Source organism: Streptomyces sp. NPDC058240 (assembly GCF_042882135.1).
In the GTDB taxonomy this organism is placed as follows: Bacteria; Actinomycetota; Actinomycetes; order Streptomycetales; family Streptomycetaceae; genus Streptomyces.
The window spans coordinates 87,089-108,351 of the sequence record NZ_JBHVWT010000021.1 but is presented as its reverse complement, the minus strand read 5'-3'; the positions used below and the strand labels follow the sequence as shown (position 1 = coordinate 108,351).

Sequence of the window (21,263 nt, the reverse complement as noted above, 5' to 3'; positions counted from 1 at the left end):
GTCATGCGGTCCAAGTCCGGCACCATCCGGAAGATCGACTCCACGCACCGGCTCTCGAAGCTGCGCGCCTACAGCGCGATCGACTTCGACCGCGCGAAGTAGGTCCGGAAGCGGAAAAATCCGGTCCCGGTCCCGGAACCGGTCCCGGAAGCAGAACGCGAAGAGGCGCCCCCCATGTGCGGTGGGGGCGCCTCTTCGCGTAGCCGCCGTCGAGGCAGTGCGCGCACGAATGCGGGGCCGTACGCACCCGGGCCGGCCGGGTCCCCGGTCAGCCCGCCGCGGCGATGCGGCCCGTCGCGCCGGAGGACGCGGACGAGGCCTTGAGCTCCATCTCGCGCCGCCTGCGACGGGCGAGCACCACACGGCGTTCGGCGGCGGTGAGACCGCCCCACACCCCGTACGGCTCCGGTTGCATGAGCGCGTGCTCCTGGCATTCGATCATCACGGGACAGCGCGCGCAGACCCGCTTCGCGGACTCCTCGCGCGCGAGTCTGGCAGCAGTCGGCTCCTTCGACGGGGCGAAGAACAGCCCGGCTTCGTCCCGGCGGCACACCGCCTCCGAATGCCAGGGGCCGGCCTGGTCCTCCCGCGCGGGAGTGCGCTGGGAAGGGACGGCGGCGACCTGCAGGGGCTGATGCGGCAGTTGCAGCACGGTCTACTCCTGACGACGGCTTCGCGAGCGAGAGACGATGCAGCATTCCCTACCCGTTGTGCGCGCGCCCATGCACTGAGTGGCACCCGGTCCAGGGTGCGGAATTGCGGCCGACCAGGAAATTGGCTTGTTTTCGAAGGGGTTAGCAGGGGCCGCAGGGGTTCGCGGGAGCTTTCGTGAGTTCTCGGCGGTTCGCGGCGGTTCTCAGTAGTTCCCGGTACCGCCCGGGGTCCCGGCGGAGAGAGCGCGCCGCCCCTATCCGAGGTATTTGCGCAGCCGGTCCTGGAGATCCGCGATGAACTTCCCGCGCTTGGGCTTCGCCTCGACGCTGCCGAACACGGAATATCCGTTGACGACGACCACTGGTGCTTCGGGGTCCGCGGATTCCAGGGTGGCAACTTCGAAATTACCGAAGACACCCGTGCCGCTGCCGCGCAGCGAGATGTTCTCGGGGACCTTGACGTCGACACTCCCGAAGATGGAAGTCGCGTTGATGACCGTGAGTCTCTGACCGAAAAGCGCCTCGGTCAGATCGACCTCCACGCTGCCGAAGAGCGCGAAGGCGTTCGTACGGCCGCCGACCCGCCAGCGACCCTTGCGGGTCGAACTGCTGAAGATCGCCACCAGGTTGTCGGCGGGGCCCGTGGGGCCCTCGTGGCCGTAGGCGCCGGGGGCGGCGGCCGAGCGGGCGGCGCCCGGCGGCGCGGGCAGATCCCGTACCAGCGGTTCCAGCTCGCCGACGGTCTTGGCGCGGTAGACCGCGTCGACCCGCTCGGCGTGCTCCTCGGCGGTCAGCCGGCCCTCGGCCATGGCTTCCCGCAGGATGTCCGCGATCCGGTCGCGGTCCGCGTCGGAGGCGCGGATGCCGGCCGGCTCCGCCGGTGCCGCTGGCTGCTGGGGCTGCTTTTCGAGGTCCACCGACCCAGCGTACCCAAACGCGATAGATCGCGACTAGCCCCTGCCCCGCCTCCGCCGTGTCGGCCACCCCCGGCCCCGGGGCGGCCGAACTGAGCCCTACCTCACAACTTCGGCACCCGTGCGGCGTTCTACCCTGGTGGGTGCGCTGCCCAAGGGAGGTCAGCCGCCGTCTGCCGAGTGAGGAATGGCCGTAATGCCAGAGTTTGCGTACTCCGATCTGCTCCCCCTGGGAGAGGACACCACGCCGTACCGTCTGGTGACCTCCGAGGGTGTCTCCACCTTCGAGGCCGACGGTCGTACGTTCCTCAAGGTCGCTCCGGAGGCGCTGCGCACCCTGGCCGCCGAGGCCATGCACGACATCTCGCACTATCTGCGCCCCGCCCACCTGGCGCAGCTGCGGCGGATCGTGGACGACCCCGAGGCGTCGTCGAACGACAAGTTCGTCGCGCTCGACCTGCTGAAGAACGCGAACATCGCCGCGGCGGGCGTGCTGCCGATGTGCCAGGACACCGGCACCGCGATCGTGATGGGCAAGCGCGGGCAGAACGTCCTCACCGAGGGCGGTGACGAAGAGGCGCTGTCGCACGGCATCTTCGACGCCTACACCAAGCTCAACCTCCGCTATTCGCAGATGGCTCCGCTCACCATGTGGGAGGAGAAGAACACCGGCTCGAACCTGCCCGCCCAGGTCGAGCTGTACGCCACCGACGGCGGCGCGTACAAGTTCCTCTTCATGGCGAAGGGCGGCGGCTCGGCCAACAAGTCGTTCCTCTTCCAGGAGACGAAGGCCGTGCTGAACGAGGCCTCCATGATGAAGTTCCTGGAGGAGAAGATCCGTTCGCTGGGTACGGCCGCCTGCCCGCCGTACCACCTGGCGATCGTCGTCGGCGGCACGTCGGCCGAGTTCGCGCTCAAGACCGCGAAGTACGCCTCCGCGCACTACCTGGACGAGCTGCCCGCCGAGGGCTCGCCCACCGGCCACGGCTTCCGGGACAAGGAGCTGGAGGAGAAGGTCTTCGAGCTGACGCAGAAGATCGGCATCGGCGCCCAGTTCGGCGGCAAGTACTTCTGCCACGACGTGCGCGTCGTCCGCCTCCCCCGCCACGGCGCCTCGCTGCCCGTGGCCATCGCCGTGTCCTGCTCGGCGGACCGCCAGGCCACCGCGAAGATCACCGCCGAGGGCGTCTTCCTGGAGCAGCTGGAGAAGGACCCGGCCCGCTTCCTCCCGGACACCACCGACGAGCACCTCGACGAGGCGGGGGATGTCGTACGGATCGACCTCAACCGGCCGATGGACGACATCCTCGCCGAGCTGACCAAGTACCCGGTCAAGACCCGGCTCTCGCTGACCGGCCCGCTGGTCGTGGCCCGCGACATCGCGCACGCCAAGATCAAGGAGCGGCTGGACGCGGGCGAACAGATGCCCCAGTACCTGAAGGACCACCCGGTCTACTACGCGGGCCCGGCGAAGACGCCCGAGGGGTACGCCTCCGGCTCCTTCGGTCCGACGACGGCCGGCCGCATGGACAGCTATGTCGCGCAGTTCCAGGCGGCGGGCGGCTCCAAGGTGATGCTCGCCAAGGGCAACCGGTCCAAGCAGGTCACCGACGCGTGCGACGCGCACGGCGGTTTCTACCTCGGCTCGATCGGCGGCCCTGCCGCGCGGCTCGCGCAGGACTGCATCAAGAAGGTCGAGGTCGTCGAGTACGAGGAGCTCGGCATGGAGGCGGTCTGGAAGATCGAGGTCGAGGACTTCCCCGCGTTCGTCGTCGTCGACGACAAGGGCAACGACTTCTTCACCGAGCCCGCCCCGGCACCGACGTTCACCAGCATTCCGGTGCGGGGCCCGGGTCTCGCCTGACCCGCCGCCCCGCACGGGGCACGCATGACGTCACGGCCCCGCGGGGGCGTTCCGGCCGGGGAGATGCGGCCGAGACGCCCGTGCGGGGCCGTTCTCATGCCTCCAGCAGGCCCGACGTCGCGACCAGACAGCCGAGTTGGGCCCGGCTGTTGCTGCCCAGTTGGTCGGAGACCCTGCGCACGTGCTCGGCGACGCTGCGGCGGCTCATGCCGAGCCGCCGGGCGATCGACTCGTCCGTCTCGCCGCCCACGACCATCCTGCAGGCGCTTCGGTTCGTCCTCCCACAACGCCGCGCTGCCGGTCCACTCCGCCGCACTCGACGCCGCGCACCCCGCCGTGTTCGTCAGCGCGTTCTGGTGCCTGTGGGCGCTCGGGAACGTCGCCGCGCAGCAGGTGATCCAGCGGTGCGTCAGACGCACCGGGCGGACGGTGGGCGCGCCGGGCTTCGGGTACGGCACCTGTCTGATGTCCGGGGCCTTCATCCTGGCGTTCGCCGGGTTCCCCTGGGCGACGACCGCCGTGATCGCACTGGTGGCCGGGGCGGCGGACGGGCTCACGGAGGTCTCGTACACCTCCCATCTGCAGACGCTCCCCGCCGATCTGCGCGGTCATGCCTTCGGGCTCTCCGCGACCGTCGAGAACCTCGGGTTCGGCGTCGGCATGATCCTGGTCGCCGCGGCACTCGACAGGTACAGCCCGCTGACCGTGGTCGGCTGGTCGCACGGGGTGGCCGTCGTGGTCGCCGTGGTGTTCCTCATCAGGGTGACCCGGACGCGCGGGCGGACCGGCGTCCCCGCCGCCGATCGCGGTGGGCCGGTGCGGTGACGATTCCCCTACGACGTTATTCAGCCAATCTTGCGGCGGTCGCCGAGGGGCCTGGTACCCGGCGCGCCGTCCCGCACGCTCGCGGCACCGGGGCACGCGAGCCCGGCGTGATCCAAACGAGAGACCCTGGCCCGTCATCGGCGCGGCCGGTCGGGCACCGCCGCTTTCGCGCAGCGTGCCGCGCGACGGACTTGCGCCGTACGGGGCCGCTTTGGTGGGTTGTCGGACGTTCCCGAGGCGCTCCGTCACCCCCGCCTCGAACACCGCCCGCACCGCACCCAGCGGCCCGGCGCGGGTTCCTCCACCCTCACCGTCGAACACCGGAAAGGCGGACGCCGAATGACGCCGCTTCCCCACCGCAGCCACAGCCACGACCTGCTGTCCTTCATCAGCACCAGCCCTTCCCCGTACCACGCGGTGGCCAGTGCCGCCCAGCGCCTGGAGAAGGCCGGCTTCCGTGAACTGCGGGGCACGGACGACTGGACGGGCACGACCGGCGGCAGCTTCGTCACCCGTGGTGGTGCGCTGATCGCCTGGTACGTCCCCGAGGGCGCCCCGGCGCACACCCCCTTCCGGATCGTCGGCGCCCACACCGATTCGCCGAATCTGCGGGTCAAGCCCGCTCCCGACACCGCCTCCGCGGGCTGGCGGCAGATCGGTGTGGAGATCTACGGCGGCGTTCCGCTGAACACCTGGCTCGACCGCGATCTCGGCATCTCCGGGCGGCTCGCGCTGCGTACCCCGGGCGGCGGAACCGGCTCCCGGCTCGTCCAGATCGACGAACCCCTTTTGCGGGTGCCCCAGTTGGCCATCCATCTGGACCGTACGGTCAACGAAGGGCTCGCGCTCGACCGGCAGCGCCACCTCGCTCCGGTGTGGGCGCTCGGCGCCCACGAGGAGGGCGCGCTGCTGCGCCGGGTCGCGGCGGCCGCCGAGGCGGACCCGGACGAGGTGCTCGGCTGGGACCTGATGCTGCACGACATCCAACCGCCCGGATACCTGGGCGCGGACCGGGAGTTCGTGGTGTCGGCGCGGCTGGACAACCTGGTGTCCGTGCACGCGGGCGTCACGGCCCTGACGGGTGCGGCGACCGCGGCCGAGAGGCCCGCGTACATCCCGGTCCTGGCCGCCTTCGACCACGAGGAGGTCGGCAGCGGTTCGGAGACGGGTGCGCAGGGCCCGCTGCTGGAACGGGTCCTGAGCCGCTCGGTCACCGCGCGCGGCGGCAGTCCGGAGGACTGGTCCCGGGCCCTGTCCGGTGCCTTCTGCGTCTCCGCCGACATGGCCCACGCGGTGCACCCCAACTACGCGGAGCGGCACGACCCGGATCACCGTCCGCTGCCGAACGGCGGCCCCGCGCTCAAGGTCAACGTCAACCAGCGGTACGCCACCGACAGCACCGGCATGGCGGTGTTCGCGTCGGCGTGCGAGCGGGCGGGGGTGCCGTGGCAGCCCTTCGTCTCCAACAACGCGATGCCGTGCGGCACGTCGATCGGCCCGATCACCGGGGCCCGGCTGGGTGTGCCGACGGTCGACGTGGGGGTGCCGGGGCTGTCCATGCACTCGGCCCGCGAGCTGTGCGGGGCAAACGACCCCGGCCATCTGGCCGCCGTGCTGGGCGCGTTCGTGACGTCCGGCTGACCTGCGCCGACCGGCCCGCAGGGGCGGGACGGCCTCGGCCGCCCCGCCCCTCCACGCGCTGGTGGAACGGCCCCGCTACGCGAACCGCTGCTGCGCGCCGCCGTCGCAGCTCTGGAGCTTCAGCGGCTCCTTCGCCCCGGCCAGCGTCAGGCACAGCCCGGTCGAGGCCGCCGGGCGCAGGGTGCCCGACTGGCTCACGAACTGCTGGTTGGCCGCGCCCGAGCAGTTGTACACGATGAGCGTGGCGCCCGCCTTGTAGTCGGCGCCCGGCACGTCCAGGCACCGGTCGTGGCTCAGCGCCGTACGGAGGGTCTTGGTGCCGGAGTCGTACCACCAGCCCTGGTTGCGGCCACCGTGGCAGTCCCAGCCGCCGATCTTCGTGTCATTGCGGGTCACCGAGCCGGGGGCGTCCACGCAGGTGCCCGTGGCCTCGTTCTTCAGGGGCTTGAAGAGGTCGTCCCACGCCCCGGCCTGCAGGACCGGCTTTCCGGTGCTCGCCGGGTCGGCGCAGCTCGCCTCGCGCAGGTTCGAGTTGTAGATCTGGGTCAGGCAGGACGCGAAGGCGCCGTGGCCTCTCTCGTTCGGGTGGAAGGACTGCCGCAGGGAGTTGGAGTCCGGCGGGAAGTGCCCGAGGTCGATGTAGAGGCCGCGGGCCCAGGTGGACTCGCTGCAGACCTCGTGGCCGTGGAAGAGCCGGGAGTTGTCGAGGTAGACGGCTCCGGTGTCGGCGGCGGCCTTGCGCATGCCGCGCTCGAAGGCGGGCACGGCGGTGTTGCGGCCCCAGGCCGCGTCGGAGTCGTATCCGGCACAGCCGCCGGGAAGTTTCCCGGGGAAGTCCGGGTTGTCGTAGAAGTCCGGGCCGATGGGGCTCGGGTAGCCCATGACCACGAGCTTGTAGTCGCTGTCGCCGTAGCCGGCCCCGGACATGACGGTCTTCAGGTCGCGCACCGTCTTCTCGACCTTGGGGACGAGTCCGTCGACGCGCGCCTGCCAGCCGCCCTCGTACTTCGGCTGGCAGGTGCCCTGGGAGAGCACCCAGCGCGTGACACAGTCCGTCATGACCGGGCCGAACTGGAGGTCGTCGTTGGCACCCGCGACGAGCACGATCATCTTGATGCGGGTGTTGCGGGCCTTGATGGCGAGGTTGTCGCTCTGCACGAGCTCGTCGGCGTACTGCTTCGAGCCGCCGATCACGATGTTGCCGGTGTACGCGCCGGAGCAGGAGACGTTGTACGTGACGTCCGCCGGGATGCCGGTGCGGTGGATGGCCGAGTCGGGCGAGCGGTGGCACCAGTTGTCGGGGCCGTTGGTGCCGGCCTCGTACGTGCCGACGCCCTCGCCGGAGATCTCGCTGTCGCCGAGCGAGATCAGCCCGGTCTTGCGCTCGGCGAGCGGGCGCTCGGCCGGGTCGCCGTACAGCCGGGTGGCCTCGGCGGCGCGGATGGCCTCCAGTTCGGGCGACAGGGGGGTGGATGCGATAGTGCTGGAACCGGACCGGCCCGCCGCGCCGGCCGGTCCGGCGGCGGCCGCCATGCCGCCGAGTGCCGCCGCCATGGCCGCGGCGGCCGCGACCGTACAGCGAAGTCTGTGCCTGGTGCGCCTCATTGCGCCTCCCCGGGTTGTGGTTACCCCCGGTATTTACTGGTCGGTAGGCGACTTGGGAATAGACAGAACAAGACAAGTGCTCAACTTTTTCAGGAGGTTGAACGAGATGGACGAGTCACAGGCCGGTGCGCAGACCCCGGCGGGCGGCACGGATTTCCGCATCGAGCACGATTCGATGGGCGAGGTGCGGGTGCCCGCGGACGCCAAGTGGCGGGCCCAGACGCAGCGCGCGGTGGAGAACTTCCCGGTCTCCGGGCAGCGCCTGGAACGGGCCCACATCGAGGCCCTGGCCAGGATCAAGGCCGCCGCCGCCAAGGTGAACGCCGAGCTGAAGGTGCTGGACCCGGAGGTCGCCGCGGCCATCCAGGAGGCCGCCGCCGAGGTCGCCGAGGGGCACTGGGACGACCACTTCCCGGTCGACGTCTTCCAGACCGGCTCGGGCACCTCGTCCAATATGAACACCAACGAGGTGGTGGCCACGCTCGCCACCGAGCGCCTGGGCCGCGAGGTCCATCCGAACGACCACGTCAACGCCTCGCAGTCGTCCAACGACGTCTTCCCGTCCTCCATCCACATCGCCGCGACGGCGGCCGTCACCGGCGACCTGATCCCGGCGCTGGAACATCTGACGGCCGCCCTGGAGCGCAAGTCCGCCGAGTTCGCGACGGTCGTGAAGTCGGGGCGTACGCATCTGATGGACGCCACGCCCGTCACCCTCGGCCAGGAGTTCGGCGGCTACGCGGCACAGATCAGGTACGGCGTCGAGCGGCTGCGCGCCTCCCTCCCCCGCCTCGCCGAACTGCCCCTGGGCGGCACGGCCGTCGGCACCGGCATCAACACGCCGCCCGGCTTCTCCGCCGCCGTCATCGCCGAGGTCGCCCGCGCCACCGGGCTGCCGCTGACCGAGGCCCGGGACCACTTCGAGGCGCAGGGCGCGCGGGACGGGCTGGTGGAGACCTCGGGCCAGCTCCGTACCATCGCCGTCTCGCTCACCAAGATCTCCAACGATCTGCGCTGGATGGCGTCCGGGCCGCGCACCGGGCTGGCGGAGATCAGCCTCCCCGACCTCCAGCCGGGCTCGTCGATCATGCCGGGGAAGGTGAACCCGGTCGTTCCCGAGGCCGTGCTGATGGTCGCCGCCCAGGTGACGGGGAACGACACGACGGTCGCCGTGGCGGGCGCGGCGGGCAACTTCGAGCTGAACGTGATGCTTCCGGTCATCGCCAAGAACCTGCTGGAGTCGGTGCGGCTGCTGGCCAACGTCTCCCGGCTGCTCGCGGACCGCACGGTCGACGGGATCACGGCGAACGTGGAACGGGCCAGGGAGTACGCCGAGTCCTCGCCGTCCGTCGTCACCCCGCTGAACAAGTACATCGGCTACGAGGAGGCGGCGAAGGTCGCCAAGAAGTCCCTCGCGCAGCGCCGGACCATTCGCGAGGTGGTGCTGGACTCGGGGTACGTCGAGCGCGGCGACCTCACCGTGGAACAGCTCGACGAGGCCCTCGACGTGCTGCGCATGACTCACCCGTGACCTGCGCCGCAGCCACGGCGCCCCGGCCCCCTCCAAGAGCCTGTCGGGTGACCTCCGACCGGGCGGCCACGCCCTGGCACGCACGCTTCCCGCGTTGGCTCCCTCCTCCGCCTTGGAATCGCACGCACCAGACCGCGTCCGCCATCCGATCCGCGGTCACCCGACAGGCTCTAAGATCCGTCCATGGCAGGCAAGGGAGACATCGAGCACTGGGCGCCGGGTGATCAGATCCTGTGGCGCTACCGCCGCAACGGCGCGCCGAACGGGTCCGGGGCGCCGGAGCGCGCCCCGGACCCGTTCCACATCTGCCGCCCCGTCACCGTCGTCCAGGACACCGACGAGCTGCTCGCGGTGTGGGTGGCGCCGGGCACCGAGTGCGTGAAGCCGGTGCTGGCGAACGGCGAGGACGTGCACGCCGAGCCGCTCGCCACCCGCTACACCGCCCCGCGCACCACCGCCCGCTCCACCTGGCTGGGAAACGGCGTGCTGAAACTCGCCCGGCCCGGCGATCCCTGGTCGGTCTGGCTCTTCTGGGAGCCCGTCTGGCAGTTCCGCAGCTGGTACGTGAATCTGGAGGAACCGCACACCCGCTGGCAGGGCGGCGTCGATTCCGAGGATCACTTTCTCGACATCTCCGTCTACCCGGACCGCAGCTGGGTCTGGCGCGACGAGGACGAATTCGCCATGGCACAGCAGGCCGGTCTGATGGCCCCGCGGACCGCGCAGCGGGTGCGGGAGGCGGGCCGTGCGGCCGTCGAACTGATCCAGGACTGGGGCGCTCCGTTCCGGGACGGCTGGGAGGACTGGCGGCCCGATCCACAATGGCGGGTTCCCGCGCTTCCGGATGACTGGGACCGCACCCCCTCGTATATGCCGTCGTGAGACCCTTGATGCACCCCAGGGGGACAAACGTAGGATCGTCCTCCGGAGCGCCGCTCCACCCCAACCGGGAGGCGCGGCACCGGACCTGACCACAAGTCAACGCACGAGCACCACGCACTGTATGAGCTGTATGAGCCACATCAGTCGTATGAATCGTATGAACCACTACGAGGGGGTGGAGACGTGCTCGCTGTTGCCCGCCCCGTCGCCGGAAACGTTGTCACCGAACCAGCCTGCAGACATCCGGTTTCAGCCCCTCGTTCCGGGGCATCCGGTGACAGCCGTTGTTATCGCCGCTCTTGCCGGGGCACAGTAACGCCCCACGAGGTGACTGCCTCATACAACCGGCCCGGACGGACGGAACCCCACGCGTGACGGAGCATCCCACCTCCCACGAAGGCCGGCAGCCTCTCGCCGCCCGGTCGCAGGAACGCACCCGGCCTCGGCAGCAGGACGCCGCGTCGGCCGCTTCCCCTGCCGCCGCCGCGATCCCCAACCCGGCCGCCGCGCCGGGGTCGGGACCCGGCCCGGCTCCCGCGGCGGGCACCGGCCCCGCAGGACTCGACCCCCAGGCCGCGGCCCGTCGCGAGGGCGACCGGCTGCGTTTCGTCGGGGCCGCCACCCGGCGGATCGCCCGCGGCATAGACCTGGACGAGATCGTGCTGGGCCTGTGCCGGGCCAGCGTGCCGACGTTCTCCGACGCCATACTGGTCTACCTCCGCGACCCGCTCCCGGTCGGCGACGAGCGGCCGGTCTCCCCCTTCGTGCTGCGGCTGCGCCGGTCCGACCGGCTGCGGCTGGCCGAGGAGGAGACGGAGGGCTCGCCGGAGACCGAGCGCCTGCGGCTGCCCGTCATCGATCCGCACGGCGATCTGACGCCCGCGGCCGAACTGTGCGAGGTCCGTTCGGGTGGCGCGCTGGCCGAGGTGCTGCGCGGGGTGCGGCCGGTCTTCGGGGACTCCGCGGCGGCCCGCGCCGCGCTGCCCGAGCTGCTCGGCGCCGGCCGGACCGTGCCCACCGGGCACCGTGCGATCCTCGCCCCGCTGCGCGGACGGCGGCGGGTCATCGGCGCCGCCGTCTTCCTGCGCGGCACGGAACGGCCGTCCTTCGAGTCCAACGACCTGCTGGTCGCGGCCCAGCTGGCGACGCACACCGCGCTCGGCATCGACAAGGCCGTGCTGTACGGACGCGAGGCGTACATCGCCGACGAGCTCCAGCGCACCATGCTGCCCGACTCGCTGCCGCAGCCGACCGGCGTCCGGCTCGCCTCCCGCTATCTGCCGGCCGCCGAGACGGCCCGGGTCGGCGGCGACTGGTACGACGCGATCCCGCTGCCCGGGAGCCGGGTCGCCCTGGTCGTCGGCGATGTCATGGGCCACTCCATGACGTCCGCGGCGATCATGGGCCAGCTGCGCACCACCGCGCAGACCCTCGCCGGGCTGGACCTGCCGCCGCAGGAGGTGCTGCACCACCTCGACGAGCAGGCGCAGCGGCTCGGCAGCGACCGCATGGCGACCTGCCTGTACGCGGTGTACGACCCGGTCGCGCACCGGATCACCATCGCCAACGCCGGGCATCCGCCGCCCGTCCTGCTCCATCTCGGCGGCCGTGCGGAGGTGCTGCGGGTGCCGCCCGGCGCCCCGATCGGCGTCGGCGGGGTGGACTTCGAGGCCGTCGAGCTGGACGCGCCCGCGGGCGCCACGCTGCTGCTGTACACCGACGGCCTGGTGGAGTCCCGGCTCCGGGACGTCTGGACCGGCATCGAGCAGCTGCGCGAACGGCTCGCCGCCACCGCCCGGCTGACCGGCCCGGACCACTCGCCGCCGCTGGAGGCGCTCTGCGACGACGTCCTGGACATGCTCGGTCCGGGCGACCGGGACGACGACATCGCGCTGCTCGCCGCCCGGTTCGACGGGATCGCGCCGAGCGATGTCGCGTACTGGCACCTTGAACCGGAGGAGACCGCTCCGGGCCGGGCCCGCAGGCTGGCCCGCCGCGCGCTCGGCCGCTGGGGTCTCGACGATCTCTCCGACTCGGTGGAGCTGCTGATCAGCGAGGTGGTGACCAATGCGGTGCGCTATGCGGAGCGGCCGGTGACGCTGCGGCTGCTGCGCACCGACATCCTGCGCTGCGAGGTCGGCGACGACTCCCCGCAGCTGCCTCGGCAGCGCCGGGCGCGTGACATGGACGAGGGCGGTCGCGGCCTGTTCCTGGTGAACCGACTGGCCCGGCGGTGGGGGGCGACGCGTCTTTCGACCGGCAAGGTGGTCTGGTTCGAGATGCCGACCCGGGGCCAGTAGAAGGGCCGGGCGGAGAGTCCGGAACGGGCACAGGGCAGAGCCCTGCACACAGGGTAGCGAAATGTTGCCGACCTCCTGTCGGCGGGTTTGACTTCAGTCGTGAACGAGACGACCTGACCGAAAACCCCACCGACGGGAGGACGCTCGTGTCCGAGGAGTCAAAGACCAGGAACACCCCCTACACCACGAACAACGCCGGAATCCCGGTGGAGAGCGATGAACACTCGCTCACTGTCGGAGCCGACGGACCGATCCTGCTCCAGGACCACTACCTCATCGAGAAGATGGCCCAGTTCAACCGTGAACGGGTCCCCGAGCGAGTGGTCCACGCCAAGGGCTCCGGCGCGTACGGCACCTTCAAGGTGACCAATGACGTCAGCCAGTTCACCAAGGCCGATCTGTTCCAGCCGGGCAAGCAGACCGCCATGCTCGCCCGCTTCTCCACGGTCGCCGGCGAGCAGGGCTCCCCGGACACCTGGCGGGACCCCCGCGGATTCGCCCTGAAGTTCTACACCGAGCACGGCAACTACGACATGGTCGGCAACAACACGCCGGTCTTCTTCGTACGTGACCCGATGAAGTTCCAGGACTTCATCCGCTCGCAGAAGCGCCGCCCGGACAGTGCGGTGCGCGACCACGACATGCAGTGGGACTTCTGGACCCTGTCCCCCGAGTCCGCGCACATGGTGACGTGGCTGATGGGCGACCGGGGCATCCCGAAGACGTACCGCCACATGAACGGCTACAGCTCGCACACCTATATGTGGGTGAACGCGGGCGGCGAGCGGTTCTGGGTGAAGTACCGCTTCAAGACCGACCAGGGCATCGGCTTCTACCCGCAGGACGAGGCCGACCGGATGGCCGGTGTGGACGGCGACGTCCACCGCCGCGACCTGTTCGAGGCGATCAAGCGCGGTGACCACCCGAGCTGGACGCTGTACGTCCAGGTCATGCCGTTCGACGACGCGCCGGACTACCGCTTCAACCCGTTCGACCTCACGAAGGTGTGGCCGCACGCCGACTACCCGGAGATCGAAGTCGGCCGGATGACGCTGAACGAGAACCCGGAGGACTTCTTCGTCCACATCGAGCAGGCGTCCTTCGAGCCGTCGAACCTGGTGCCCGGCATCGGTCCGTCGCCCGACAAGATGCTCCTCGGCCGGCTCTTCTCGTACCCGGACACCCACCGGTACCGGATCGGCCCGAACTACGCGCAGCTGCCCCCGAACCGTCCGCGGTTCGGCCGGAACTCGTACGCGAAGGACGGCCCGATGCGGTACGAGCCGAGCCGTACGGGAGCGGTCTACGCGCCGAACTCCTACGGCGGCCCGGCCGCGGACACCGCGCGCTACGGTGACCCGGCGGGCTGGGCGACGGCGGGCGAGATGGTCCACGAGGCGTACAAGCTGCACCGCGAGGACGACGACTGGGGCCAGGCGGGCACGATGGTGCGCAAGGTCCTGGACGACGCGGCGCGCGAGCGGTTGGTGGGCAACATTTCCGGCCATCTGCTGGACGGTGTGAGCGCCCCGGTCCTGGAGCGGGCGCTGCAGTACTGGCGCAACGTGGACAAGGACCTCGGCGACCGGATCGCCAAGAAGGTCAACGGCGGCTGACACCGCCGTACGCGGAAGACACGGGTCAGGGGCGGTGCCGGCCGGCACCGCCCCTGACCCGTGCGTTCACCGCTCCGTCATCCGCTCACTGGCCGAGCGGGTTCTTGTCGGCGCTGTTCTGGCCGGGGCGCCCGGAGCTCAGTCCATCGCCCGGCCGGCCCGGGGACTGGCTCGGCGGCGGCACGTCCGGCGACTGGCTCGGCGGCACGTCGGGCGACTGGCTCTGCGACTGGCTGGGCTTGTCGCTCGGGCTCTGCGAGGGCGCGTCCGGCGACTGGGACGGAGTCGTGTCGGTGCTCGCCGACTGCGAGGGGCTCGCCGGCGGCGTGCTCGGTACGGTGACCTCGCCGCGCTCGACGTCCTCCAGGTCGAACTGGGCACTGGAGCCGCCGCCCAGCGCACCGAGGGTGTAGTCCGCCCAGATCTGCGCCGGGAAGCCGCCACCGTTGGCCCGGCCGGAGTTGGCCGTGCCGGTCAGGCTGACCTGGCCGCCGCCGTCCTTGGGCGATTCACCGAAGAGCGCGACGACCGTGGTGAGCTCCGGGGTGTAGGCGGCGAACCAGGCCGACTTGTTGTTCTCCGACGTACCCGTCTTGCCCGCCGCCTCGTACGCCGAGGTGTTGGCCGCCCGGCCGGAGCCGCTGTCCACCACGCCGGTCAGGACGGAGGTCACGGTGTCGGCGGACTTGCGGCTGATCGCCTGGCTGCCGATGCCCTCGACCGGCTCGACCGTCCGATCGCGGTGCTTGGCCGACTTCACGATGAACGGGGTGACCTTCTTGCCGTGGTTGTCGAGCGTGGCGTACGCGCCCGCCATGTCCCAGGTCGAGGCGTTCATCGTGCCGAGCGTGATGGCGGGGCGCTCGGGGAAGTTCTCGTCCGGTACGCCGAGGGCCAGCGCGGTCTTCTTCACCGCGGGCGGGCCGACGTCGACGACCATCTGCGCGAAGACCGAGTTGATCGACGCGTTCATCGCCTTCTGCACGGTGACGTTGCCGTAGCTCTGGTTGTCCTCGTTCTCCGGGGCGAACGGGGTGTCGCTGCCCACCACGGGCCGCTTGCTGGTGCCGTCGTAGCGGGTGTTGACACCGATCAGGTCGCCGTCCTGGGTCTTCGACCCGTTCTCCAGCGCGGAGGCGAGCACCAGCGGCTTGAAGGTGGAGGCGGGCTGGTAGTCCCGGCGGGTGGCGTTGGAGTAGTAGTGCTTGACGTAGTCCACACCGCCGTACATCGCGACGACGGCGCCGGTCTTCGGGCTCACCGAGGTGGCACCGGCCTGGACGGTCGCGTCGACCTTGTTGTTCTTGCGGTCCAGCTTGGACTCCAGCTGGCGGTCGACGGACTTCTCCAGCTCCTTCTGCCGCTTCTTGTCGATGTTGAGCGTGAAGGTCCAGCCGCCGGCCTGCCGCATCTCCGCGGTGATGCCCTGCTTCTCCAGCTCCTTGTTGGCCGCCTCGACGAGGTAACCGGTCTGGCCCTCCATGCCCTTGGCGGGCTTGGGCTTGTCCGGGTACGGGAACGTGAGCTTGTCGCGCTCGGCCTTGTCGAGCCAGTGCATCTCGACCATGTTGTCGAGCGTGTAGCCCCAGCGCTCCTTGACCAGTTTCTTGCCGGTCTCCGTCGCGGACTGCCAGTCGTACTGGCTGGGGGCCTGGAGCACGGAGGCCAGGTAGGCACCCTGGGAGACGTTGAGGTCCTTGGCGTCGACCCCGTAGTAGGCCTGTGCCGCGGCCTGGATGCCGCTCGCGCCCCGCCCGTAGTAGCTGGTGTTGATGTACCCGGCGAGGATGTAGTCCTTGCCCTTCTTGTTCTCGATCTTGAGCGAGATCACCAGTTCCTTGAGCTTCCGGCTGATCGTCGGGTCCTGCGTCAGGTAGTAGTTCTTGACGTACTGCTGGGTGATGGTCGAGCCACCCTGCTTGCCCTTGCCGCTGAGAGTGTTGATCAGGCCGCGCGCGGTGCCCTTCAGGTCGACACCCTTGTCGTCGTAGAAGGACTTGTTCTCGGCGGCGACGAAGGTGTGCTGCACCTCCTTGGGCACCTCGGCCAGGTCGACGATCTGGCGGTTGACACCGTTGCCGGTCCGGGTCAGCAGTGACCCGTCGCTGTACTGGTAGACGTTGCTCTGCCGCTCGGCCAGGGCGTTGGCCTTCGGGATGTCCACGTACATGTAGAGCGCGACGAAGGCGCCCATGACCAGCAGGCAGAGCCCGAAGAAGGCGCCCAGCATCTTCTTCCAGGTGAAGAGTCTGCGTATGCCGCCGCTCTTCGCGGCCCGCCGCGCTCCGCGCCGCTGGGCTCGTCGCGCATCCGCTCGACCCATCGCTGTGTTGCTCCCGTTTCTCTGCTCGACCAGATCAGCTAAGCCCAGCCAGCTAACACCGTCGGCGAGGACAAAAAGCAAGCGATGCGGTCTTTTCCGGACGTGACAATCAGCACCCGTTCTCAAGGGAACCGACTCATGAAGGGTGCCCAAGGTTGCGAACACAGGTAATGTGTAATCACATTGCTAGCACCGAGTCAGTCTTTCGAAACGGGGGATCCCATGCCCGACCACGACAATCCGCACGATGTGGCCACCCTTGCCGCCGACCTCACGCCCGACGCCCCGCAGATGCCCGAACCGCAGGTGAGGGAGGTGACGGCGCACAGCATCCCCGGCGGCCTCGGCCTGCTGCTGACCGTGCTCGGGGTGATCGCCGGCATCGGCCTCGCGATCATCGGCGGCGTCATCGGCTCGAACGGGAACAACGGCCTGGGCATCCCGGTCTGCATCTTCGGGGTCCTGCTCGTCATCGCCTCGTTCTTCTGCATGACGGGTGTGAAGATGGTCGCACCGGGCGAGGCCCGGGTGATACAGCTCTTCGGCCGGTACGTCGGTACGATCCGCACCGACGGACTGCGCTGGATCAACCCGCTCACCAGCAGCCGGAAGATCTCCACCCGGGTCCGCAACCACGAGACCGCGGTCCTCAAGGTCAACGACGCCTACGGCAACCCGATCGAGCTCGCCGCGATCGTCGTCTGGAAGGTCGAGGACACCGCGCAGGCGCTCTTCGAGGTCGACGACTTCCTGGAGTTCGTCGCCACCCAGACCGAGGCGGCCGTCCGGCACATCGCGATCGAGTACCCGTACGACGCCCACGAGGAGGGCGGCCTCTCGCTGCGCGGCAACGCGGAGGAGATCACCGAGAAGCTGGCCGTGGAGCTCACCGCCCGGGTGCAGGCCGCCGGTGTACGGATCATCGAATCGCGCTTCAGCCATCTCGCGTACGCCCCGGAGATCGCCTCCGCGATGCTCCAGCGCCAGCAGGCCGGCGCCGTGGTCGCGGCCCGGCAGCAGATCGTCGAGGGCGCGGTCGGCATGGTCGAGATGGCGCTCACCCGGATCGCCGAGCAGGACATCGTCGAACTCGACGCGGAGCGCAAGGCGTCCATGGTCAGCAATCTGATGGTGGTGCTGTGCGGTGACCGCGCGGCGCAGCCGGTCCTGAACACGGGCACTCTTTACCAGTGACCGAACAGACCCCGGCACGCCGGACCCCGCCGCAGCGCAAGCAGATGCTGCTGCGGCTGGATCCGGCGGTGCACGACGCGCTGGCCCGCTGGGCCTCCGACGAGCTGCGCAGCGCGAACGCGCAGATCGAGTTCCTGCTGCGCAGGGCGCTGGCGGAGGCGGGCCGCCTGCCGGGCACGGCGCGTCCGATCCCCCGCCGGGGCCGGCCCCCGAAGGACGCGTCGGGGCCGTCCGGCGACTGAGCGCCGGGATCCGGGGGCGGAACCCGGGTATACACCGGGGGTATACACGCCGTGTACAGTGCTCGGCATGTCTATCGGCCACACCCTGCTCGGACTCCTGGAGTCCGGCCCCCGCCACGGCTACGACCTGAAGCGCGCGTTCGACGAGAAATTCGGCCACGACCGCCCCCTGCACTACGGCCAGGTCTACTCGACCATGTCCCGGCTGCTGAAGAACGGCCTCGTCGAGGTCGACGGCGTCGAGAGCGGCGGCGGCCCCGAACGCAAGCGGTACGCCATCACCGAGGCCGGGATCACCGATGTCGGCACCTGGCTCGCTCAGCCGGAGAAGCCCGAGCCGTACCTCCAGTCGACGCTCTACACCAAGGTCGTCCTGGCCCTGCTCACCGGCCGCAGCGCCGCGGCCCTGCTGGACACCCAGCGCACCGAGCATCTGCGCCTGATGCGTATCCTCACCGACCGCAAGCGCAAGGGCGACCTCGCCGACCAGCTGATCTGCGACCACGCGCTCTTCCACCTCGAAGCCGATCTGCGCTGGCTGGAACTGACCGCCGCCCGGCTCGACCGCCTCGCCGTGGAGGTGGGCGCATGATTCCCCCCGGCTCCCTGCTCAGCGCCGACCGCCTGCACAAGGCGTACGGCCAGACGCCCGCGCTCGACGGCGCGTCGTTCTCCATCCACCCCGGCGAGGTCGTCGCCGTGATGGGCCCCTCCGGCTCCGGCAAGTCGACCCTGCTGCACTGCCTCGCCGGAATCGTCACCCCCGACCGGGGCACGATCACCTACGCGGGCCGTGAGCTCTCCGCCATGTCGGACGCCGAGCGCAGCGCCCTGCGCCGCACCGAGTTCGGCTTCGTCTTCCAGTTCGGCCAACTCGTCCCGGAGCTGACCTGCGTGGAGAACATCGCCCTGCCGCTCCGCCTGGCCGGCGTCAAGCGCAAGGAGGCCGAGCGCACCGCCCGCCACTGGATGGAGCGGCTGGAGGTCGACGACGTGACCGCCAAGCGCCCCGGCGAGGTCTCCGGCGGCCAGGGCCAGCGCGTCGCCGTGGCCCGCGCGCTGGCCGCCTCCCCGAAGGTGATCTTCGCGGACGAGCCGACCGGCGCCCTGGACTCCCTCAACGGCGAACGGGTCATGGAGCTGCTCACCGAGGCGGCCCGGTCCACCAACGTCGCCGTGGTCCTGGTGACCCACGAGGCGCGGGTCGCCGCGTACTCCGACCGCGACGTCACCGTGCGCGACGGCCGGACCCGCGACCTGGAGCACGCCGTATGACCCTGCTCGACCGCAAGAAGGCACCGGCCGCGGCCCCGCTCCGGCCCGCCGGGCCCACCGGCATCGCCGCCTGGCTCCGCGACCTCGGTCTCGGCATCCGGTTCGCCGCCGGCGGTGGGCGCGAGGGCTGGGTCCGCACCGTACTGACCGCCGTCGGCGTCGGCCTCGGTGTGGCACTGCTCCTGACCGCCGCCTCCGTACCGCATCTGCTCGCGGAGCGTTCCGCGCGCGACCAGGCCCGCGTCGAGAACCGCATCCCCGGCGGACCCGACGCACAGGCCGAGAAGTCCGACACCTCGGTACTCCGGATCAACAGGGAGACCGAGTACCACGGCCGCACCGTCAGCGGCTATCTGATGCGCGCGGACGGCACCCACCCGGCCGTTCCGCCGGGCGTCGCACGCTTCCCCCGCGCGGACGAGATGACGGTCTCCCCCGCGCTGAAGAAGCTGCTGGACTCCCCGGAGGGCCGCCTGCTCAAGGAGCGGGTGCCGTACCGGATCACCGGCACGATCGCCGACTCCGGCCTGGTCTCGCCCGGGGACCTGCTCTACTACGCGGGCAGCGACACCCTGACGTCCGCCGACGGCGGTCACCGGATCGCCGGCTACGGCAACCCGGACGGCGGCAAGGAGATGCCGCCCATCCTGATCGTGCTGATCATCATGATCTGCGTGGTGTTGCTGGTGCCGGTCGCGATCTTCATCGCGACGGCGGTGCGGTTCGGCGGCGACCGCCGCGACCGCCGACTCGCCGCGCTGCGCCTGGTCGGCACGGACATCCGGATGACCCGCCGGATCGCGGCGGGCGAGGCCCTGTTCGGGGCGGTCCTCGGCCTGCTGATCGGTGCGGTGCTCTTCCTGGTGGGGCGTGGCTTCGTCGGTCACATCGAGATCTGGAACGTGAGCGTCTTCCCGTCCGACCTGGTGCCCTCCGCCGCGCTGACGGCACTGGTCGCCGTCTCCGTTCCGGCGGCGGCGGTGCTGGTCACGCTGGCCGCCCTGCGCTCGGTGGTGATCGAACCGCTCGGCGTCGTACGGGGCGGCCGCAGCCGCAGGCGCCGGTTCTGGTGGCGGCTGCTGGTGCCGGTCGCGGGCCTGGTGGTGCTCCTGCTGAGCGACAAGGTCGAGCCGTACGCCACGGTCAACCCGTACCCGATCGCGGGTGGTGCCGTGCTGGTCCTGGTCGGGCTCGCGCTGCTGCTGCCGTGGCTGGTCGAGGCATGCGTGAACCGGCTGCACGGCGGTCCGGTGCCCTGGCAGCTGGCCACCCGCAGGCTCCAGCTGAGCAGCAGCGCGGCCTCCCGCGCGGTCAGCGGAATCACCGTCGCGGTCGCGGGCGCGGTGGCGCTGCAGATGCTGTTCGCCGCGGTGGGCGACGAGTTCAACAGGTTGACCGGGCAGGACCCCTCGCGGGCCCAGTTCTACACGTTCTCCGAGAAGGTCGACCCGGAGGCGGCCACCCGGACCATCCAGGAGTTCAAGGCCACCAAGGGAGTGACGGCCGTCATCGGCAAGGTCGAGGCGTACGTCACCCGGCCCGGCAAGTACACCGAGGACGAGGTCCAGCCGACCACCAGTCTCATCGTCGGCGACTGCGGAACCCTGCGCGAACTGGCCCGGATCGGCTCCTGCGCGGATGGCGACACCTTTGTGGTCCACCCCAGGAACGACAAGGAGATGTCCGACTGGGTGGACCAGACGGCCCGCAAGGGCAAGGAGGTCGAGATCGACCCGGGCGCCGGCCGGAAACCGATGCGGTGGACGCTGCCCGCCGACTCCCGGACGGTCGTTGCCCGCCACGATCCGCTGGGCGAGGGCTCCTGGGGAATCATGGCCACCACCGGTGCGGTCGACCCGAGCAAGCTGCCGGGCGCGACGACCCAGACGCAGATCCGGGTCGACGAGAGCGTCGAGGACGTCGCGGAGTACGTACGGAACACCGCGGCCCGGATCGATCCCGGGATGCGGGTGGCGTCCCTCAAGTCGGTGGCCCGTGACGAGAAGTACGCGAGCGTGCAGCGCGGCCTCCAGGTCGGTGCGACCGCGACGCTGCTGCTGATCGCCGCCGCGATGCTGGTCTCGCAGCTGGAGCAGCTGCGCGAACGCAAGCGCCTGCTGTCGGTGCTGGTCGCCTTCGGCACCCGGCGGTCCACCCTCGCCTGGTCGGTGCTCTGGCAGACCGCCGTGCCGGTGCTCATCGGGCTGGCGGTGGCCGTGGCGGGCGGACTCGGTCTGGGCGCGGCACTGATCGCCATGCTCGACAAGAAGGTCACCGACTGGTGGCTGTTCCTGCCGATGACCGGCGCGGGCGCGGCGCTGATCCTGCTGGTCACGCTGGTGTCGCTGCCACCGCTGTGGCGCATGATGCGCCCGGACGGCCTGCGTACCGAGTGACG

General features: G+C 70.5%; 15 protein-coding genes and 2 pseudogenes. 12 read left to right on the top strand and 5 right to left on the bottom strand.

Features of this window, described 5'->3' with window-relative positions; translation table 11 throughout:
• Positions 1–268: 268 nt before the first annotated feature.
• Positions 269–652 carry a WhiB family transcriptional regulator gene (locus ACFVX4_RS27575; RefSeq protein ID WP_389981826.1) on the bottom strand — a complete coding sequence of 128 codons (384 nt, stop codon included), beginning with the start codon at positions 650–652 and terminating at the stop codon, positions 269–271.
• Between the two features lie 255 nt (positions 653–907).
• On the bottom strand, positions 908–1,570 hold the full coding sequence (locus tag ACFVX4_RS27570) for a DUF1707 domain-containing protein (protein WP_389981824.1): 663 nt from the start codon (positions 1,568–1,570) through the stop codon (positions 908–910).
• A gap of 193 nt (positions 1,571–1,763) precedes the next feature.
• On the opposite strand from ACFVX4_RS27570, the gene ACFVX4_RS27565 reads away from it, so the two are divergent.
• Complete coding sequence (locus ACFVX4_RS27565) at positions 1,764–3,431, top strand: fumarate hydratase (RefSeq protein ID WP_389981822.1); 1,668 nt, start codon at positions 1,764–1,766, stop codon at positions 3,429–3,431.
• A 94-nt stretch (positions 3,432–3,525) separates the two neighbouring features.
• Here the strand turns inward: ACFVX4_RS27565 and ACFVX4_RS27560 are convergent.
• A pseudogene (locus ACFVX4_RS27560) lies at positions 3,526–3,684 on the bottom strand (LuxR C-terminal-related transcriptional regulator); the annotation flags it as partial.
• 14 nt (positions 3,685–3,698) lie between these two features.
• Between ACFVX4_RS27560 and ACFVX4_RS27555 the strand changes: the two are divergent.
• Positions 3,699–4,256, top strand: a pseudogene (locus ACFVX4_RS27555) (MFS transporter); the annotation flags it as partial.
• Positions 4,257–4,595: 339 nt separating this feature from the next.
• Positions 4,596–5,897, top strand: coding sequence for a M18 family aminopeptidase (locus ACFVX4_RS27550; RefSeq protein WP_389981820.1), 1,302 nt, complete (start codon positions 4,596–4,598; stop codon positions 5,895–5,897).
• Positions 5,898–5,972: 75 nt separating this feature from the next.
• Here ACFVX4_RS27550 and ACFVX4_RS27545 read toward each other — a convergent pair whose 3' ends face one another.
• The gene (locus ACFVX4_RS27545) at positions 5,973–7,502 is read right to left on the bottom strand and encodes a ricin-type beta-trefoil lectin domain protein (RefSeq protein WP_389981818.1); all 1,530 of its coding nucleotides are present in this window, start codon (positions 7,500–7,502) and stop codon (positions 5,973–5,975) included.
• Positions 7,503–7,608: 106 nt separating this feature from the next.
• On the opposite strand from ACFVX4_RS27545, the gene ACFVX4_RS27540 reads away from it, so the two are divergent.
• The 4 genes from ACFVX4_RS27540 to ACFVX4_RS27525 all read left to right on the top strand — a co-directional run bounded on the left by ACFVX4_RS27540 (position 7,609) and on the right by ACFVX4_RS27525 (position 13,831).
• Positions 7,609–9,033 carry a class II fumarate hydratase gene (locus tag ACFVX4_RS27540; RefSeq protein WP_389981816.1) on the top strand — a complete coding sequence of 475 codons (1,425 nt, stop codon included), beginning with the start codon at positions 7,609–7,611 and terminating at the stop codon, positions 9,031–9,033.
• A 183-nt stretch (positions 9,034–9,216) separates the two neighbouring features.
• Positions 9,217–9,915 carry a DUF402 domain-containing protein gene (locus ACFVX4_RS27535; RefSeq protein ID WP_389981814.1) on the top strand — a complete coding sequence of 233 codons (699 nt, stop codon included), beginning with the start codon at positions 9,217–9,219 and terminating at the stop codon, positions 9,913–9,915.
• 371 nt (positions 9,916–10,286) lie between these two features.
• Complete coding sequence (locus tag ACFVX4_RS27530) at positions 10,287–12,215, top strand: SpoIIE family protein phosphatase (protein WP_389981813.1); 1,929 nt, start codon at positions 10,287–10,289, stop codon at positions 12,213–12,215.
• A gap of 146 nt (positions 12,216–12,361) precedes the next feature.
• On the top strand, positions 12,362–13,831 hold the full coding sequence (locus tag ACFVX4_RS27525; protein ID WP_389981811.1) for a catalase: 1,470 nt from the start codon (positions 12,362–12,364) through the stop codon (positions 13,829–13,831).
• Between the two features lie 85 nt (positions 13,832–13,916).
• Here the strand turns inward: ACFVX4_RS27525 and ACFVX4_RS27520 are convergent, their stop codons facing one another.
• Entirely contained in the window at positions 13,917–16,154 is a 2,238-nt protein-coding gene (locus tag ACFVX4_RS27520) for a transglycosylase domain-containing protein (RefSeq protein WP_389981809.1), read from the bottom strand.
• Between the two features lie 222 nt (positions 16,155–16,376).
• Between ACFVX4_RS27520 and ACFVX4_RS27515 the strand changes: the two genes are divergently transcribed.
• The 5 genes from ACFVX4_RS27515 (at position 16,377) to ACFVX4_RS27495 (ending at position 21,261) form a co-directional block, all read left to right on the top strand.
• A complete protein-coding gene (locus ACFVX4_RS27515; RefSeq protein ID WP_389981808.1) occupies positions 16,377–17,348 on the top strand; it encodes an SPFH domain-containing protein in 972 nt (323 codons plus the stop codon).
• Positions 17,345–17,590 (top strand): hypothetical protein, encoded by a 246-nt coding sequence (locus ACFVX4_RS27510; protein WP_072483993.1) that lies wholly within the window; start codon positions 17,345–17,347, stop codon positions 17,588–17,590. Before ACFVX4_RS27515 ends, ACFVX4_RS27510 begins: the two co-directional genes overlap by 4 nt.
• A 67-nt stretch (positions 17,591–17,657) precedes the next feature.
• Positions 17,658–18,182: a PadR family transcriptional regulator gene (locus ACFVX4_RS27505; protein WP_266414866.1), complete on the top strand. Its 525-nt coding sequence runs from the start codon at positions 17,658–17,660 to the stop codon at positions 18,180–18,182.
• On the top strand, positions 18,179–18,865 hold the full coding sequence (locus ACFVX4_RS27500) for an ABC transporter ATP-binding protein (protein ID WP_389981805.1): 687 nt from the start codon (positions 18,179–18,181) through the stop codon (positions 18,863–18,865). The genes ACFVX4_RS27505 and ACFVX4_RS27500 overlap by 4 nt, the downstream gene beginning before the upstream one ends.
• The gene (locus ACFVX4_RS27495; RefSeq protein WP_389981803.1) at positions 18,862–21,261 is read left to right on the top strand and encodes an ABC transporter permease; all 2,400 of its coding nucleotides are present in this window, start codon (positions 18,862–18,864) and stop codon (positions 21,259–21,261) included. The genes ACFVX4_RS27500 and ACFVX4_RS27495 overlap by 4 nt, the downstream gene beginning before the upstream one ends.
• Positions 21,262–21,263: the final 2 nt, after the last annotated feature.